Source organism: Campylobacter sp. FU_497 (genome assembly GCF_025772425.1).
Classification (GTDB): domain Bacteria; phylum Campylobacterota; class Campylobacteria; order Campylobacterales; family Campylobacteraceae; genus Campylobacter_D; species Campylobacter_D lari_C.
Genome location: NZ_JAKMSC010000001.1, coordinates 68,056 through 83,412, shown reverse-complemented (window position 1 = coordinate 83,412; position 15,357 = coordinate 68,056). Strand labels below are relative to the sequence as shown.

At 28.4% G+C, this 15,357-nt stretch carries 19 protein-coding genes; 10 read left to right on the top strand and 9 right to left on the bottom strand.

Going from position 1 to position 15,357, the window contains the following annotated elements:
* Positions 1–7: 7 nt before the first annotated feature.
* Together lon and L8W68_RS00420 are read right to left on the bottom strand one after the other, a co-directional pair.
* Complete coding sequence (gene lon / locus L8W68_RS00425) at positions 8–2,386, bottom strand: endopeptidase La (protein WP_263674574.1); 2,379 nt, start codon at positions 2,384–2,386, stop codon at positions 8–10.
* Positions 2,386–3,042, bottom strand: a complete 657-nt coding sequence (locus tag L8W68_RS00420) for an outer membrane protein assembly factor BamD (protein ID WP_258108478.1) — start codon at positions 3,040–3,042, stop codon at positions 2,386–2,388. Before L8W68_RS00420 ends, lon begins: the two co-directional genes overlap by 1 nt.
* 175 nt (positions 3,043–3,217) lie before the next feature.
* Here L8W68_RS00420 and fliW point away from each other — a divergent pair, with 175 nt between their 5' ends.
* Genes fliW through L8W68_RS00395 form a run of 5 tightly spaced genes read left to right on the top strand, consistent with a single transcriptional unit; the run spans position 3,218 to position 5,765 of the window.
* Complete coding sequence (fliW, locus tag L8W68_RS00415; RefSeq protein WP_012661666.1) at positions 3,218–3,613, top strand: flagellar assembly protein FliW; 396 nt, start codon at positions 3,218–3,220, stop codon at positions 3,611–3,613.
* The gene (locus L8W68_RS00410) at positions 3,613–4,341 is read left to right on the top strand and encodes a pyrroline-5-carboxylate reductase (RefSeq protein ID WP_263674573.1); all 729 of its coding nucleotides are present in this window, start codon (positions 3,613–3,615) and stop codon (positions 4,339–4,341) included. Before fliW ends, L8W68_RS00410 begins: the two co-directional genes overlap by 1 nt.
* Positions 4,338–4,634, top strand: a complete 297-nt coding sequence (locus tag L8W68_RS00405) for a hypothetical protein (protein WP_214114776.1) — start codon at positions 4,338–4,340, stop codon at positions 4,632–4,634. Before L8W68_RS00410 ends, L8W68_RS00405 begins: the two co-directional genes overlap by 4 nt.
* Entirely contained in the window at positions 4,618–5,346 is a 729-nt protein-coding gene (locus tag L8W68_RS00400) for a hypothetical protein (RefSeq protein WP_263674572.1), read from the top strand. The genes L8W68_RS00405 and L8W68_RS00400 overlap by 17 nt, the downstream gene beginning before the upstream one ends.
* Positions 5,343–5,765, top strand: a complete 423-nt coding sequence (locus tag L8W68_RS00395; RefSeq protein ID WP_263674571.1) for a hypothetical protein — start codon at positions 5,343–5,345, stop codon at positions 5,763–5,765. Before L8W68_RS00400 ends, L8W68_RS00395 begins: the two co-directional genes overlap by 4 nt.
* Here L8W68_RS00395 and L8W68_RS00390 read toward each other — a convergent pair.
* The 6 genes from L8W68_RS00390 to L8W68_RS00365 form a co-directional block, all read right to left on the bottom strand.
* Entirely contained in the window at positions 5,747–6,388 is a 642-nt protein-coding gene (locus L8W68_RS00390) for a MarC family protein (protein ID WP_263674570.1), read from the bottom strand. The two genes, L8W68_RS00395 and L8W68_RS00390, sit on opposite strands and share 19 nt — an antisense overlap.
* A 51-nt stretch (positions 6,389–6,439) precedes the next feature.
* Entirely contained in the window at positions 6,440–6,700 is a 261-nt protein-coding gene (rpsR, locus tag L8W68_RS00385) for a 30S ribosomal protein S18 (RefSeq protein ID WP_039618521.1), read from the bottom strand.
* 11 nt (positions 6,701–6,711) lie between these two features.
* Positions 6,712–7,239: a single-stranded DNA-binding protein gene (locus tag L8W68_RS00380; protein WP_115645698.1), complete on the bottom strand. Its 528-nt coding sequence runs from the start codon at positions 7,237–7,239 to the stop codon at positions 6,712–6,714.
* A gap of 3 nt (positions 7,240–7,242) precedes the next feature.
* The gene (rpsF, locus tag L8W68_RS00375) at positions 7,243–7,617 is read right to left on the bottom strand and encodes a 30S ribosomal protein S6 (protein ID WP_012661658.1); all 375 of its coding nucleotides are present in this window, start codon (positions 7,615–7,617) and stop codon (positions 7,243–7,245) included.
* 90 nt (positions 7,618–7,707) lie between these two features.
* A complete protein-coding gene (gene holA, locus L8W68_RS00370; RefSeq protein ID WP_115645696.1) occupies positions 7,708–8,673 on the bottom strand; it encodes a DNA polymerase III subunit delta in 966 nt (321 codons plus the stop codon).
* Positions 8,666–10,606 (bottom strand): VacB/RNase II family 3'-5' exoribonuclease, encoded by a 1,941-nt coding sequence (locus L8W68_RS00365; RefSeq protein ID WP_263674569.1) that lies wholly within the window; start codon positions 10,604–10,606, stop codon positions 8,666–8,668. Before L8W68_RS00365 ends, holA begins: the two co-directional genes overlap by 8 nt.
* A gap of 107 nt (positions 10,607–10,713) precedes the next feature.
* On the opposite strand from L8W68_RS00365, the gene ilvC reads away from it, so the two are divergent.
* Genes ilvC through L8W68_RS00340 form a run of 5 tightly spaced genes read left to right on the top strand, consistent with a single transcriptional unit; the run spans position 10,714 to position 14,816 of the window.
* A complete protein-coding gene (gene ilvC, locus L8W68_RS00360; RefSeq protein ID WP_012661655.1) occupies positions 10,714–11,736 on the top strand; it encodes a ketol-acid reductoisomerase in 1,023 nt (340 codons plus the stop codon).
* A 28-nt stretch (positions 11,737–11,764) separates the two neighbouring features.
* Positions 11,765–12,799, top strand: a complete 1,035-nt coding sequence (locus L8W68_RS00355; protein WP_263674568.1) for a divergent polysaccharide deacetylase family protein — start codon at positions 11,765–11,767, stop codon at positions 12,797–12,799.
* Positions 12,786–13,553: a DNA-protecting protein DprA gene (locus L8W68_RS00350; protein ID WP_263674567.1), complete on the top strand. Its 768-nt coding sequence runs from the start codon at positions 12,786–12,788 to the stop codon at positions 13,551–13,553. Before L8W68_RS00355 ends, L8W68_RS00350 begins: the two co-directional genes overlap by 14 nt.
* Entirely contained in the window at positions 13,550–13,936 is a 387-nt protein-coding gene (ruvX, locus tag L8W68_RS00345; protein ID WP_263674566.1) for a Holliday junction resolvase RuvX, read from the top strand. Before L8W68_RS00350 ends, ruvX begins: the two co-directional genes overlap by 4 nt.
* Positions 13,923–14,816: an RsmB/NOP family class I SAM-dependent RNA methyltransferase gene (locus L8W68_RS00340; RefSeq protein ID WP_263674565.1), complete on the top strand. Its 894-nt coding sequence runs from the start codon at positions 13,923–13,925 to the stop codon at positions 14,814–14,816. Before ruvX ends, L8W68_RS00340 begins: the two co-directional genes overlap by 14 nt.
* A gap of 188 nt (positions 14,817–15,004) precedes the next feature.
* Here L8W68_RS00340 and rpsO read toward each other — a convergent pair whose 3' ends face one another.
* Entirely contained in the window at positions 15,005–15,277 is a 273-nt protein-coding gene (gene rpsO, locus L8W68_RS00335; protein ID WP_039618506.1) for a 30S ribosomal protein S15, read from the bottom strand.
* Between the last annotated feature and the right edge of the window lie 80 nt (positions 15,278–15,357).

The window sequence follows — 15,357 nt, the reverse complement described above, 5'->3', positions numbered from 1 at the left end:
AGTTTTTTTAAACAAGAGCTATTTTTAATACTTCATTTAAAGTTTTTACCCCAATTATTTTCATGTTTTTTATTACTTCTTCTGGGATATCTTTTAAATCTCTTTCGTAGTTTTTGTGTGGAATAATAGCCGTTTTAATATCAGCTTTATAAGCAGCAATTAATTTTTCTTTTAAGCCACCTATTGGTAAAACATTACCCATCAAGTCAATCTCTCCTGTCATTGCAACATCAGATCTTACTTTTTTGTCACTAAAAATAGAGGCAATGGCTGTGGTAATTGTTATACCTGCGCTTGGTCCATCTTTTGGTGTTGCACCATCTGGAACATGAATATGAAGATTGTATTGATTATAAATGCTTTCATCTTCTTTATAAGAAAGATTTTTTGGCGTTTTGATTTGCTTTTCATCAATTAAATTTTTAATAAGACTTTGAGCAATTTTTGCTGATTCTTTCATCACATCACCCAAACTTCCTGTAAGAGTCAACTCGCCTTTACCTTTGATCTTAATGGCTTCTATTTTTAAAACATCTCCACCCACTGCAGTCCATGCAAGTCCATTTACTTGACCGATTTTATTTTCTTTTTCATGTTTTTCTATCTCAAAAACTTTCTTACTTAAAAAATCTTTTAAATTTTCAGTATTGATTTGAATGTGTTTAGTATTTTCTTCTAAAAGAAGTTTTTTAACACATTTTCTGCAAACTTCCGCAATCTTTCTTCTTAAATTTCTTACACCTGATTCTCTGGTATATTCATTGACTATCAATTCTATAGCTTCATCATCAAAGCTAATTTCTTCTTTTTTTAATCCATGTTTTTTTATTTCATCAGGTATGAGATAATTTTTGGCTATTTGGAATTTTTCTTGAGGAGTGTAAGAGCTAAGTTCTATAAATTCCATTCTATCTTTTAAAGCAGGTGGGATTAAACTAGCATCATTTGCGGTGGCTATGAAAATGATTTTACTCAAATCAATGTTGAAATTTAGATAATAATCTCTAAATTTAGTATTTTGCTCAGGATCTAAGATTTCAAGTAAAACTGCACTTGGATCTCCTCTATGATTACGACTTAGTTTGTCAATCTCATCAAGTACAACCACAGGATTACTTTGTTTTGCTTCTATAAGTCCTTGTATAATGCGTCCTGGCATAGCTCCTATATAGGTTCTTCTATGTCCTCTTAATTCATTTACATCTTCTAAACCACCTAAAGCTATGCGCACTAATTCTCTTTTTAATGCTTTTGCAACTGAATTTGCTAAAGAAGTCTTACCAACACCTGGAGGCCCAACTAAACACAAGATAACTTTAGCACCGTCTCTATCTTTAATTTTGCGTTTTTCTAAAAGTTCTTTAACTGCAAAGTATTCTTCAATACGTTCTTTTGGTTTTTCTAATGCATAATGATCGCTATTAAGCTGTAAAGACACATCTTTTAGATTAAGCTTTTTCTTTGAAGAGTGTTCAAAAGGTATGTCTAAAACCGTTTCTATGTAAGTTTGTACCATAGAGGCTTCTGAGTTATCTTGATGAATTCTTTCATATTTTTGAATTTGTTTTTTGATTTCTTTATAAGCTTCTTCATACATAAAAGCTTTTTTCTTTTCTAATTTTTTATTATATTCTTCTACTTCGCTTTCTTTTTGTATGTCACTTCCAAGCTCTCTTTGAATTTGCTTGAGTTGCTCTTTTAGGAAATATTCTTTATTGACTTTATCTATTTTAGAATGAACTTTGTTTTTGATCTCTTTTTGGATTTTGTTTGCTTCGATTTCTTTAGCTAAATAATCAATTAAATTTAAAAGCTTGGTTTCTAAATTAGTTTCGATAAAAAATTCATATGCTTGTTGTTTTTTTATTTTGATAGAATTTAGTATTAAATCACAAATTCTACTAGGCTCAACATCTTCTTCTATGGTTCTTAAAAGATCAGGTGGAAAATAATGACTTACAGTCGATAAAGCTTTAGCCTTTTCTCTTACCACTTCGATAATTGCTTCTTTTTTTGTGTTGCATAATGGTTCTTGGTGGATTAAATCAACTAGAGCAAGCAAGGGATCATCTGAAATTTTTTCAACAATCTTAGCTTTAGCATAACCTTGAAATAAAATTTTAATCCTACCATCAGGTAGTGGAACTTTTCTCATAATAGTTCCAATAACACCACAATCATAAATATCATCAAAACCACGTCCACCTTCAATTTTTGATGGTGCCACAAAAATCATACTTTCATTTTGTAAAGCAGTATCTAAGGCTTTGATATTTTGCATATCATTTAAAAAAATTGGTGTTATCATAAAAGGGTATAAAAAAAGCTCATCTTCCACAAGAACAGGAAGTTTTGTCGGATAGTTTTGAGTATTTTCTAATTTCATTACATTATACCTTCTTCAAATATTTTTCTATACCATGGAAGTTCTGGTTTAATCATATCGATTTTATTAAAATCGGAATTTTCTATTTTTTGCTTATAAATTTCATAGCTTTGCTCTCTGTTTTTTTTCTGATATAACTCTGCTATGCTAGTATCAAGGTAAAAAACTGCAAGATTAAATTTAGTAAGCATGGTGTCAATTAAATCATTATATTGCACATTAGGGTAGTTTTGATTATATTCATTGATTTCTTCTATTGTTTTTAACATTAGTGCTTGGTTGCGATTTGGTACAGCAAAAGAGTCAAATTTGGCTTTGATTTTTAAATATCTTATATAAGCTACATTTTTTGAATCACCAAATTTATTTAAGTATTCATCAAGATAAAAATTTGCCATTTCGTATTCTTCTTCACTAATGTGAGCTTGAGCTAATATAAGCAAAGTTTGTTCTAATAATGGATCAGCAATATGCTCAGCTGCCATTGAAGTATAATGTTTATCAGCTGCTTCGAGATTTTTTTCTTGTAAATCTTTTATAATTTGTTGATACCATTCCATAGAACTTAGATTATATAAATCTTCAGCTTTTTTTGAGCTACATGCTCCTAAAAATAAACCTGCGATAATAAGCGAAAAAATAAAAAGTTTTTTCATGGTGTTACCTTATAAATTTAATAATTTGCAATTATAGTGTTTTTATGTTTATGAAAATGTTAATTTTTAAATTAAAATTATAATTAAAAAGTTTTAATTAGCGCAATTTAAAAAGTTGGAACTAAAATTGCTTTATGTGTTGTAATTTCTTAGTCAATAGATTTTAGGAGGCAAAATGAACTTAGAAGTTAAATGTCCTATTTTGGGGTTTGAAGATACCAAAAATATGAACTTTTACAAAATAGATGAGGTTTTTTATAGACTTAAAAGCCTTGATGGTAAAGATTTTTCTTTTGTGATGATTGATCCTTATATGATCCGTCCTGATTATGATTTTGAAGTACCTGATTATTATCAAGAATTATTAGCTTTAAATGAACAAACTAATTTTGGTGTATTTGTTATAGTGGCTATTAATGAGCCATTAGAAGAATCTACAGTTAATTTTTTAGCACCTGTTGTTATGAATTATGATAATAATTCTTTAGTGCAAGTGATTTTAGATACAAGCAAATATCCTAATTATTTTCAGTCTGAAAAGATTTCAGCTTTTATTAAACAAACAAAATAATGTCTGAAATTTATATTTTAGGAAATGGCGCTATGGCAAGTGCTATAGCTAAAGGCATAAGTGATGCTTATGAAGTGATAATAGTTGCAAGAGATTTAAAAAAAGCAAGTAGTTTAAATTTTAAAGTCATATCGTATGATGAGTTTGATATGGAAAATAAAAATGTTATTTTGGCTTTTAAACCCTATGCTTTAGAAGAAGTAGCTGTTAAATTAAAAGGCAAGGCAAGATGGCTTATTTCAGTTTTAGCAAATACTACTTTTGAGCAACTTCATTGTGTTAATGCGCAAAATTATATAAAAATCATACCAAATACAGCAGCTGAATTTAAAGCCTCAGCGACTGCGTATTTGATGGAAAATGATTTATATAAAGATGAAATTTTATCGTTATTAAATACTTTTGGTAAAGCCATAAGTTTGCAAAATGAAAAAGAATTTGATGTGGCTATGGTTTTAAGTGGCTGTGCTCCTGCGTTTTTGGCTTTGGTAGCAGAAAGTTTAGCAAATGCAGGTGTTAAAAATGGTTTAAAAAATGAGCTTAGTTATGAGCTTACTCGTGCAAGTTTTGAAAGCTTTAGTGCTTTGTTTAACCATACACATCCTGCTATTATCAAAGAAAAAATTTGTTCTCCAGCAGGGGTGACTATAAGAGGGGTTGAGGCTTTAGAAAAAAGAGCTTTGCGCGGTACTTTTTTTGAAGCTTTTAATGCAAGTTTAAATAAATGAAGCAAGCTTTTAGTCTCCTAGAGCTTGCTTTTTGTATTGTAATCTTATCTTTTGTTTTTGGATCTTATTATCTTATATTTGCAAATAAATCTTTAAATGTTATATGGCAAAATCAAATCCTTTTTAATGAAGAAAAAGAATTATTTATGCAAAATCCTTCATATAAAGCAAAAGAAGTAAATATAAACACTTATAATTTTTTAGAATACACTAGTGATGAGTTTAAACTCAAATCTTTAAAAATAAAAGATTTATCCTATAAAGAAGCTTTTATAGATGAAAAAAGCTTTTAGTTTATTAGAGCTTACACTAAGCCTTATTATCTTGGGTGTATTGATTATTATCTTAAGTAATCCGGCCATACATCTTTATAATCATAGTTACAAAATTAAAAATTCCAACACAGTATTTTTAAATTTAAACCAAACTTTGCTTAGTATGGAAAAAATTTATCATTCTTGTTTAAATGTGACATTGACAAGTAGTTCTTTTGAGTGTTATATGAGTGCAAATGATGATATTTTTTACGATTTGTCATTAAAAAAATTAAACTTTAGTGGCATTATTTTAGAAAACAATGAAAGTTTTTTTAGTCCAAAAAGCAATTTGCATTTTATAGAAAATGGAAGTTCTAAAGGAATTTTAAGTAATTATAAAGATATGCATAGTGAAAAAAAGTTAAAAATATATGCTAATGATTATATGTATTTTTATGATATACAAAATTCAAAAATTTATAAAGCGCTAGTTAGTGATAGAGAGAAAATCCATTTTATTAATGAGAAATTTAGTGGATTTTATACTATTTTATATGCTTATGTTAGAGTATATTTAGAAAATGAAAATATTTATATACAAATAGATGATTTAAATCATAACAAACGATCTTTTTTACTAGCTCAAAATATTTCAAAGCTTATTTTCAAGCAAGATGATAAGACGCTAAAAGTTCTAATATGCGATAAAAGTCAAAATGAATGTTTATCAAAGTGGATGTTTTTATGAAAAAATCGTTTGCTATGGTTTATACAATATCTTTTATTTTATTTATCTCTTTTGTTATGGCATTTGTAATAAAAATTTCTTCATATTCTCCAAGAATTATGAAAGATTTAACTCTTTATACTCAAGGAAAGATTTTACTTCATGATGTAAAAGAGCTTTCTAAATATTTTTTATATCAAGCCTATTTAGAGGGTAAAGAATGCTTAAATGAATATAATTTTGAATATAATAATATAAAAATACGAATTGATTATGCCTATCCTTTGGGTGAGTGTAAAGGATATAAATTGATAGCAAATGATACTAATGCAAAAAGCATTATAGCGGTAAATATTAGCGTGTTATTAAATGACAATAAAGCAGTAAATGAAGAAGTGTTTTTACAAAAAAGTTTTTTTGTTTATCCTAAATTAGATTGAATGTAAGTTTGAACTCCAATAGCTATCATTTTTACTCCCATAGCCATAATAAAAACTAAAGCAATGCGCGAAAAAACATAAAGCACAAGTTTTCCTATGACTTTTTCAATAGTAGCTGAAAAGTGAAATAAAACAAAAATAAAAGCAAAGGTAAGCAATACAGAAGCTATAGCTATAGCTAAATTTTGATCTTCTGAAATAACCACTATAGTAGAAAGTGTTCCAGGACCTACTAGCATAGGAAATGCCATTGGTACTATACTTTTTTTCAATAATTCTTTATGGCTTAATCCTTGATAATGTTGAAATTGAGAACTTGATGGAGTAAAAAGTAAGTTTTTAGTGCTCATGATGATTAAAATCAAACCGCCCGCAACTCGTAAATCATTAATATCTATTTTAAATAAATATTTCATGATGAATGGTCCAGAAAGTAAAAAAACTAAAACAATACAAAATGCAGTATAAATGATATTTCTAAAAAGTTTTTTTCTTGTATCAGCATCTAAGCCCTCAGTCATTGCAAGAAATTGAGGAAGATTTCCAAAAGGATTCAAAACTGCTATAATAGCAACAGAAGCAAGTAAAATTATATAAATTTCAGATTCTATATCTGAAAACATAAAACAACCTTTTATTTTCCCAAGCTTAAAAGCTTGGGTTTGATTTAATAATTATAGCCCTTCAAAAGGATTAGTAACAACTTCTTTTCTATCTACGATGTAAGGGATAAGTGCTACATGTCTTGCACGTTTAATAGCAACTTCAACCATTTCTTGGTGTTTTTTGCTAGTACCTGTTAAACGGCGTGGCATGATTTTAAATCTTTCTGATAAAGCATGTTTTAATAATGCTGTATCTTTATAGTCAATGAAATCAACTTTAGCTTCAGTGTATTTGCAATATTTACGTGAATATTTTCTTTTTTCTGCCATGATTTTTTCCTTTAAAATGGTAATTCTGTATCATCATCATATTTATCAATATCAATTTCCTTCATAGGGGTTTCCTTTTGAGGATTTTGATAGGTATTAGATGGGTTTGTTCTAGTTTGTACTTGAGCATAAGGATCAAAACTTTGTTGTTGGTTAAAATTCTGATTATAGCCATAATTTTGATTGTCAAAATTGTTTTGTTGGTTATTTTGTACAGTTGAACCTAACATTTCTAAATTCTCAACTTGAATACTGTGTTTTGATCTATTTTGTCCATTTTGATCGCTCCACTGCTCAAATCTCAAACGACCTTCAATTAAAACTTTACTACCTTTGTTAAGGTATTGATTAGCAATCTCTGCTGTTCTACCAAAAAAACTAATGTCGATAAAGCAGGTTTCTTCTCTTTTTTCTCCTGTATTTGTACTAAATCTTCTTGTTACAGCTATAGCAGAAGAGCCTATTGCGCTACCTGATGGAGCATAGCGCATCTCTATATCCCTTGTAAGATTACCTACTAAAACGACTTTATTAAACATTAATTAGCCTTCTGTACTTTCGCTAGCTTTGATTTCTTTTTTATTTTGTTTGATACCTTTGCTTAGTTTTTCCCAAGCTGCTATTTCTTTTTTATTTTCATATTTTACGATTAAAAATCTAATTACTTCTTCAGTGATTCTTAATACCCTTTCAAGCTCTGCTATTAAATTTGTAGGAGCTTTAAAATAAATCACAAAATAAGTTCCTCTTTCGTATTTTTTAATTTTGTACGCAAGTTTTCTTGTTCCCATTGGAACTACGCTTTCAATTTCTGCGCCATTTTTTGTAAGGACTTCTTTTACGAATTCCAACTTAGCACTTACTTCTTCTTCTGTAAGTGTCGGTTTTAATATGAATAAAACTTCATAATGTCTCATTTAATTTCTCCTTATGGATATAAAGCCTAAAATTTTTAGGCAAGGATTTGCATAAAATGCAAATTTTATTTTACCATAAGTTTTCTTAATTTAACTTTTTAATATGGAGCTAAGTTGTAAAAGTGTTGCGATTAAAAACTCTTTTTTTTCTATTTTAGAATTCTTTTTTAATTCATATTCGCAATTACAAAGTGTCAAAAAGATATGTTTATATTGTGGTATTTTGATCATAAGAGCTTGTTTTTGAAGATTTTGTGCCACAGAAATAGGCGGGGTATAGCCTAAAATTTCTTTTAAGTCTAAATTTCCATAAATTTTAACATGTAATGCAATTTTAAAAAGTCTAGAAAAATTTGCATATAAGGCATTAATCAATGCTATTTCATTATAATTTTCTAAAATATTTTCAAGTTCGTTTCTTAAATCTTGTTTTTGCATCAGTTTATCAAAAAAACTTTCAAAGCTAATAGTACTTAAACTATAACAATGCTCTTGAATGATTTTTTCATCGATATTTAAACCACTAAATTTATTTAACTCATTAGCTGCTAAATATAAATTCTCATTAAAATTATAAAAAAGAGCATAAAGGGCATTTTGAGTGATATTGATATTTAATTCTTTAGCTTTTAAAGCTAGTAACTCCATGCCCTCTTTAGCTGAATTTACTTTATAAAATCTGCAAAAATTATTAGCAAAAATTTTCTCCGCTTCACTTTGTTTGGAGCTTTCATCATAAATTTCAAGTAAAAAATAATTATCTTGCGAATTTTGACAAAGCTGTAAAAGTTGCTTGAGTTCTTTACTTGGGATTTTCTTTTGAGTTTTGATTTCTAGCAGTTTTCTCTCGCTAAATAAAGAAGCGCTAGATAAATAATCATAAGCTTGCTTAAAATCATATTCTTCAAAATAAAATCTTAAACTCTCATCAAAAGAGTATTTGTCTTTAATAAATTTAGCATAAAGTTCTATTTGGAAATTATCCGCTCCATAAAGCAAGAAAAAATTAGGAAAATTATTGCCATTAAGTAAGCTTTGGAGTTGATTTTTATACATTTTGGTTTCTTTCTAAACTAAAATGCTTGGTGATTTTGCCAAAAATTTTAGCACTGACAATATCTACTTCAGTGATTTCTATTTCTACATTTTCTAATAAATTTGCCCTTGAACCTATGATGGTAATCAAAGCTCCCTTAATTTCATCATTTAATTTGACTTGCAATGAACTTTGATTTTCTACTACCAAAGCCTTAAATCTTTTTCCTATATTTTCTTTTGCCCATCTTGCAAATTTTCTATCCATGAAATGCCAAGCAACTTTATCTGCCTCTCTTTCTAGTAAGCTTAATTCCTCGCAAGTGCTTTGTATGTTTAAAAGCAAATAATTAAACATTTTTTCATCATTATTGATTTTAGCTTTTAAAAGTCTATGTAAAATAAGATCAGAATATCTTCTAATAGGGCTTGTAAAATGGGTATATTTATCAAAACCTAAGCCAAAATGTCCCGCATTTTCACTAGAATATTCTGCCTTTTTTTGCGCTTTGATGATGAGCTTATCTACTTCTTCTCTTATATTTAGCTCATTTGCTAAGACTTGAATGTCTTTAAATAATTCTATGACATTATTTTTAGGATTAATATCTATACTAAGTGTTGAAAGATCGGCTAGTAATTGATCTATTTTTTTATAATCAGGACTTAAGTGATTTCTAAAAACTCCTATATCAATGAGTTTTGCTGCAGCTTTATTAGCTAAAAGCATGCAATCTTCGATTAAATTATGCGAGGCAGTGTCATTTTCAAGGCGTGTTTTTATGAGTTTATTATTTTCATCTAAAGTCATTCTTAACTCTTGGGTTTTAAACTCACAAGCATTTTTTAATCGTTTTTTTCGTAAATTTTGAGTGATTTTGAAAACCTCATAAAGCCAATTGATTGCGCCTAAATCTTCTTGCTTTTGTAAATACTCATCAACTTCATCGTAATTAAAACGGCGTTTTGAGTTGATAATAGCCTCAAAAAGCTCTTCTTTAATCACTTCATTGTTTTGATCTAAGCTTATTTTAAAACAAAATGCTAACCTATCTTCATTAGGTTTTAGTGAGCAAATATTTTCACTCAAAGCTCTTGGCAACATAGGTATGGCAATATGAGGAAAATAAATCGAAAAGCCTCTTGATCTTGCTTCTTTATCAATGGCGCTATAAGCATGCACATAAGCGCTTACATCGGCTATGGCTATATAAATGGCATGTTCATTTTTATCATAATAAATTGCATCATCAAAATCTTTTGCATCAATTGGATCAATGGTGCAAAAATTTAAATTTCTAAGATCTTTTCTTGATGGATACATACTTGCATCAACTTTATCTCCATAAGCTTTTGCTTCATTTTCACATAAATTATCAAAAATTGCATTTTTATTAAAAAGTGCTAAGGAAATTTTTTCATCCACAAAATCATCATCAATATGCCCTATCACTTCAGTGATATTATTATCATGATTTTCTATTTTTAAAATAGTTCCTAAAGGCAGAGCTTTTAAGGATTTTTGAGAGGCTTTTAAGGCACATGTAAGCCCTGTTTGAATATTTACTCCAAGGACTGCTTCGCCGTATTTTTTAGTCATAACCAAAGATGTTTCATGGGCTCTTTTAAGTATTAAAATAACTTTAGCACTTGGACGCTTTTTTTTAAGAGGGAGTAATTTTGCTACAACTATATCAGCATAATTTGCTCCTTTTAAATTTTTATTTTCTATGAGCAAATCACGCTTAAAAGCAGGATCAAAACTTTCTAAAAATCCCGTTCCATTAACAGAAATGTCAATTTTACCAAAAGTAAAGCCATCTTTTAAATAGTATTTGTTTTTATAAAATTTAATAATATCACAAGTTAATAATTCTCTAATTATTTGCTTGTTTTTATTGGTAATTTCATTAGCATTTAGACCATAACTTAGTTGATTAAATAATTCTTTCATAAGACTCTTTATAGTAATTTTTCAAAACTTAAATTTTATCATAAAAGGATTAAATTTATATTTTTTAGTTATAATCTTTGCTTTAATTTTAATTTTAGGAGTGCATAATGGCTGTATCAATTTATTATGATAAAGATTGTGATATTAATTTAATAAAATCAAAAAAAGTAGCTATTATAGGTTTTGGCTCTCAAGGTCATGCTCATGCTATGAATTTAAGAGATAGTGGTGTAGAAGTGATCATAGGCTTAAAAGAGGGTGGGCAAAGTTGGGCAAAAGCTCAAAAAGCAAATTTTATAGTAAAAAGCGTAAAAGAAGCTACTAAAGAAGCAGATTTGATTATGATTTTAGCTCCTGATGAAATTCAAAGTGAAATTTTTAATGAAGAAATTAAACCTGAATTAAAAGCAGGTAAAACTCTAGCATTTGCACATGGATTTAATATCCACTATGGACAAATTGTTGCTCCAAAAGGCATAGATGTGATTATGATAGCTCCTAAAGCTCCTGGTCATACTGTAAGGCATGAATTTAGTATAGGCGGGGGTACTCCTTGTTTAATTGCTATCCACCAAGATGAGAGTAAAAATGCTAAAAATTTAGCTTTAAGTTATGCTAGTGCTATAGGCGGTGGTAGAACAGGTATTATAGAAACGACTTTTAAAGCTGAAACTGAAACAGATTTATTTGGTGAGCAAGCAGTGCTTTGTGGAGGACTTAGTGCTTTAATCCAAGCTGGTTTTGAAACCTTAGTTGAAGCAGGATATGAGCCTGAAATGGCGTATTTTGAGTGTTTGCATGAAATGAAATTAATTGTAGATTTGATTTATCAAGGTGGTATTGCTGATATGAGATATTCTGTTTCTAATACTGCTGAATATGGAGATTATATCACAGGGCCTAAGATTATTACCAAAGAAACTAAAGAGGCTATGAAAGGTGTTTTAAAAGACATACAAAATGGAAGTTTTGCTAAAGATTTTATCTTAGAAAGAAGAGCAAATTTTGCAAGAATGCACGCAGAGCGTAAATTAATGAATGATTCTTTGATAGAAAAAACAGGACGCGAACTTCGTGCTATGATGCCTTGGATTAGCGCTAAAAAATTAGTTGATAAAGATAAAAACTAATTTGAAAACTATAAATAAAAAATACAAAGTGCTTATAGCACTTTGTCTTATTGTGTTTGGAATTTTTCTTTTTGCATTTGGAGCTTTGTTTTTAAAAAAAGAAGAAAATAAAACCTTAGACTATAATCAAACCAAAAAAGAACTATTACCACCTACAAAAGAGCAAGAAAGCAATTTTAGTTTTAATGATATAAATTTGACTTTAGAAAATGAAAAATTAGAATTTTTAGATAAAAACATTAGTGAAATTTTAAATTTAAACCCTGTAAATACAGAGTTAAATCAAACTAAAGAGGATAATCAAACTTTAATTTTAGAAGTAATAGATCAAAATACAAGCAAAGAATTAATCAATAAAGAGCAAAATATATCAGATAAAAATGAGGATAATAAAACTCAAATCCTAGTGCAAAAAAATAGCAAACCTCGTCTAGCAATTATTATAGATGATATGGCAAGTCACACTCATGTAGATATGCTTAAAAAAACAAATTTAAAATTAATCCCATCTTTTTTTCCACCTGATAAACGCCATCCTTATACAGCTGAGTTTGCAAAGGATTTTGACTTTTTTATGGTGCATTTGCCTCTTGCTGCTATAAAATATGACAAGGCAGAATTAAATACTTTACACCCTAGTGATGATATACAAAAAATAAGTAAACGCGTAGCTTTTGTAAAAGAGCAATTTCCAAAAGTAAAATTTATTAACAACCACACAGGAAGTTTATTTACTGCAAATAAGCAGGCTATGGAAAAATTATTTAGTGCCTTTAAACAAAATGATTTTATTTTTGTAGATTCAAGAACCATAGGAAATTCTAAAGCTAAAAATTTAGTAAGTCATTTTGAACAACCTTATATAGCTAGAGATGTTTTTTTGGATAATGAAGATGATATAGCATATATTAAAAACCAACTCAGACAAGCAGTAGAAGAGGCAAAAAAGAAAGGTTTTGCTATCGCTATTGGTCATCCAAGAGAAAAGACTTTTAAAGCTTTAGTGCAAAGTAAAGATTTGTTAAATTCAGTTGAGCTTGTGTATTTAAATGAAATTTATTGAGAATATTGAAGATTTTAAAAATCTTTTAAATCCGCCTTTAAAGATTTATTATAAAGGTAATTTAGAGCTTTTAAATGCTAGAAAAGTAGCTATTATAGGTTCTAGAAAAATGAGTGTTTATACTAAAAATTGTCTTGTTGAATTGGTGACTTTGTTAAAAAAAGCTAAGGTTTGTGTGGTAAGTGGCGGAGCTTTGGGGGTGGATATCCAAGCAGCTAAAATAGCTTATCCTCAAACCATAGCTATATTTGCTAATGGACTTGATGAGATTTATCCAAAAGCAAACACAAATGAAATTTTAAATATTTATGAAAATGCTTTGGCTTTAAGTGAAAATGAAGGAAATTACAAGGCAAAGCCCTATGATTTTTTATTAAGAAATAGACTTATCATTGCTTTAAGCGAGGTTGTTATAATAGCTCAAGCTGATTTAAAAAGTGGTTCTATGCAAAGTGCAAGACTTGCTTTAAGTATGAATAAACCTATATATGTATTACCTCATAAGAAAGATGAAAGCGAAGGAACAAATCTACTTTTAGCTACAAAAAAAGCAAATTTAATTCACAATTTTGAAGAATTTGTAAGAATGTTTGGAGAACTTCATCATGAACAAAGCGAAGATGATTTACTAAGTTTTTTAAAACATGAAGACGATTTAGAAAAAGTTTTAAAAAAATTTGGCGATAGAGTTTATGAGTATGAACTTGAGGGTTTGGTAGAAATTTCTGGAGTGAAAATAAGAACTTGTTTATGAAAACTTTAGCATTAGATATAGGCTTAAAGCGTATAGGTGTTGCATTGTGTATTAATAAAAGTATAGCTATGCCACTTGAAGCTATTATTAGAAAAAATCGTAATCAAGCAGCAAATGAGGTAAAAAAATATATCAAAGAGTATGATATCAATACTTTAGTAGTAGGAATTCCTTTAGGTGGATCTAGTGAAGATGAAATGCGAAAAAGGATAGAGCATTTCATATCTTTACTTGATTTTGACAAAGAAGTTTTTTTTGTTGATGAGGGTTTTAGTTCTAAAAATGCACAAGAACTTGGCATGGTGAATTTAAAGAAAAAAGATGGCAAACTTGATTCTTTAGCTGCGTATTTATTTTTAAAGGATTTTTATGGCCTTACTTGATTTAAATACAGCTTTAGATGAAATTTATACAAAAGAGCAAAAAGAACAAATCCTTCAAAGTTTTAATCAAGAAAAATATATTAATATTTTTAGAAATTCCTTGCTTATTAATAATGAAAAACTAGAAGAAATTTTAAATAATGAAAATATAAAATTTGAAAAAATTGATCCATATTGCTATAAAATACCTAGTATTTTCAAAAGCAAACTAAGTTCAATGAAAGCTTTTGATGAGGGCAAGTTTTATATACAAAATTATTCTTCATACTTATGTGCTAAAACTTTAGGTGCTAAAGCCGGTGAGAATGTGCTAGATATGTGCGCAGCTCCTGGTGGAAAAAGCTTAAATTTAGCTAATTTTATGCAAAATGAGGGTTATTTAGCAAGTTGTGAATTATCTAAAACACGTTTTTTTACCTTAAAAAAAACTATGGAAAATTATCAAGTTAAAATTGTAAAATGCTTCTTAAAAGACGCGCGTACTATAGGTAAAGCTTGTCCTTTGAAATTTGATAAAATTTTACTTGATGCACCTTGCTCAACTTTTGCAAAAATGGGTTTTGAAATACAAAAAAATACAAAAGAAATTAAGCAGATAGCAAATTTACAAAAAAAACTTTTGCATTCAGCATTGTTAGCTTTAAAACATGGTGGCGAGTTGGTGTATAGCACTTGTACATTTTTAAGAGAAGAAAATGAAGCAGTTTTAGAAAATGCATTAAGAAATGAAAATTTTAAATTAGAATTGCTTGATTTTGATTTAGCTAATGTTAATTTTATTTACTCAAAAAGTGATGAGTTTGATTTATCATTTGCCAAAAGAGTTTTACCAGATGACTATGCAGATGGGTTTTTTATAGCAAAAGTGAAAAAACTTTAAAAATCAATAAATTTAAATGTGAAAAATATTTTTATTTATAAAACTTAAAGTGCTATTTTTAGGTGCTTAGAAGCTAAAATCACATTGTGAAACTCTTGTGAATAAAATATCAAAATTTTGAAAGCTTAAATTAAAGTAGTAGTAAATAAATATAATAAAAAATATATAAAGATAAATAAGCACGAGGCTTATTTATCTCTTAAGTTTAATTCGCTGATTAATTTAGTGTAAGCTTGATAATCTTTTCTTTTTAGATAAGATAAAAGTCTTTTTCTTTGACCAACAAGCTTTAAAAGACCTAAGCGAGAAGAAAAATCTTTTTTGTAGATTTTTAAGTGTTCTGTTAAATCTGAAATTCTTGCACTTAAAAGTGCGATTTGAACTTCTGGAGAACCTGTATCTCCTTCTTTTCTAGCAAATTTTGCAACTATTTCTGCTTTTTTAGCCGAATCTAAAGCCATAATAGACCTCCTGAGCGGTATTTAAATTAAAAGGTGTAATTATAACTAAAAAACCAAAAAAAATGCTGAATTTTAAAAAA

What these genes read in the sequence shown, in the direction of transcription:
- L8W68_RS00365 (WP_263674569.1), bottom strand. Translation starts at nt 10,606, where the DNA reads ATGAAAGAATTATTTAATCAACTAAGTTATGGTCTAAATGCTAATGAA.
- L8W68_RS00400 (WP_263674572.1), top strand. Translation starts at nt 4,618, where the DNA reads ATGAAAAAAGCTTTTAGTTTATTAGAGCTTACACTAAGCCTTATTATC.
- rpsF (WP_012661658.1), bottom strand. Translation starts at nt 7,617, where the DNA reads ATGAGACATTATGAAGTTTTATTCATATTAAAACCGACACTTACAGAA.
- ilvC (WP_012661655.1), top strand. Translation starts at nt 10,714, where the DNA reads ATGGCTGTATCAATTTATTATGATAAAGATTGTGATATTAATTTAATA.
- L8W68_RS00405 (WP_214114776.1), top strand. Translation starts at nt 4,338, where the DNA reads ATGAAGCAAGCTTTTAGTCTCCTAGAGCTTGCTTTTTGTATTGTAATC.
- lon (WP_263674574.1), bottom strand. Translation starts at nt 2,386, where the DNA reads ATGAAATTAGAAAATACTCAAAACTATCCGACAAAACTTCCTGTTCTT.
- L8W68_RS00410 (WP_263674573.1), top strand. Translation starts at nt 3,613, where the DNA reads ATGTCTGAAATTTATATTTTAGGAAATGGCGCTATGGCAAGTGCTATA.
- L8W68_RS00420 (WP_258108478.1), bottom strand. Translation starts at nt 3,042, where the DNA reads ATGAAAAAACTTTTTATTTTTTCGCTTATTATCGCAGGTTTATTTTTA.
- L8W68_RS00395 (WP_263674571.1), top strand. Translation starts at nt 5,343, where the DNA reads ATGAAAAAATCGTTTGCTATGGTTTATACAATATCTTTTATTTTATTT.
- L8W68_RS00340 (WP_263674565.1), top strand. Translation starts at nt 13,923, where the DNA reads ATGGCCTTACTTGATTTAAATACAGCTTTAGATGAAATTTATACAAAA.
- L8W68_RS00380 (WP_115645698.1), bottom strand. Translation starts at nt 7,239, where the DNA reads ATGTTTAATAAAGTCGTTTTAGTAGGTAATCTTACAAGGGATATAGAG.
- holA (WP_115645696.1), bottom strand. Translation starts at nt 8,673, where the DNA reads ATGTATAAAAATCAACTCCAAAGCTTACTTAATGGCAATAATTTTCCT.
- fliW (WP_012661666.1), top strand. Translation starts at nt 3,218, where the DNA reads ATGAACTTAGAAGTTAAATGTCCTATTTTGGGGTTTGAAGATACCAAA.
- L8W68_RS00390 (WP_263674570.1), bottom strand. Translation starts at nt 6,388, where the DNA reads ATGTTTTCAGATATAGAATCTGAAATTTATATAATTTTACTTGCTTCT.
- L8W68_RS00350 (WP_263674567.1), top strand. Translation starts at nt 12,786, where the DNA reads ATGAAATTTATTGAGAATATTGAAGATTTTAAAAATCTTTTAAATCCG.
- rpsO (WP_039618506.1), bottom strand. Translation starts at nt 15,277, where the DNA reads ATGGCTTTAGATTCGGCTAAAAAAGCAGAAATAGTTGCAAAATTTGCT.
- rpsR (WP_039618521.1), bottom strand. Translation starts at nt 6,700, where the DNA reads ATGGCAGAAAAAAGAAAATATTCACGTAAATATTGCAAATACACTGAA.
- ruvX (WP_263674566.1), top strand. Translation starts at nt 13,550, where the DNA reads ATGAAAACTTTAGCATTAGATATAGGCTTAAAGCGTATAGGTGTTGCA.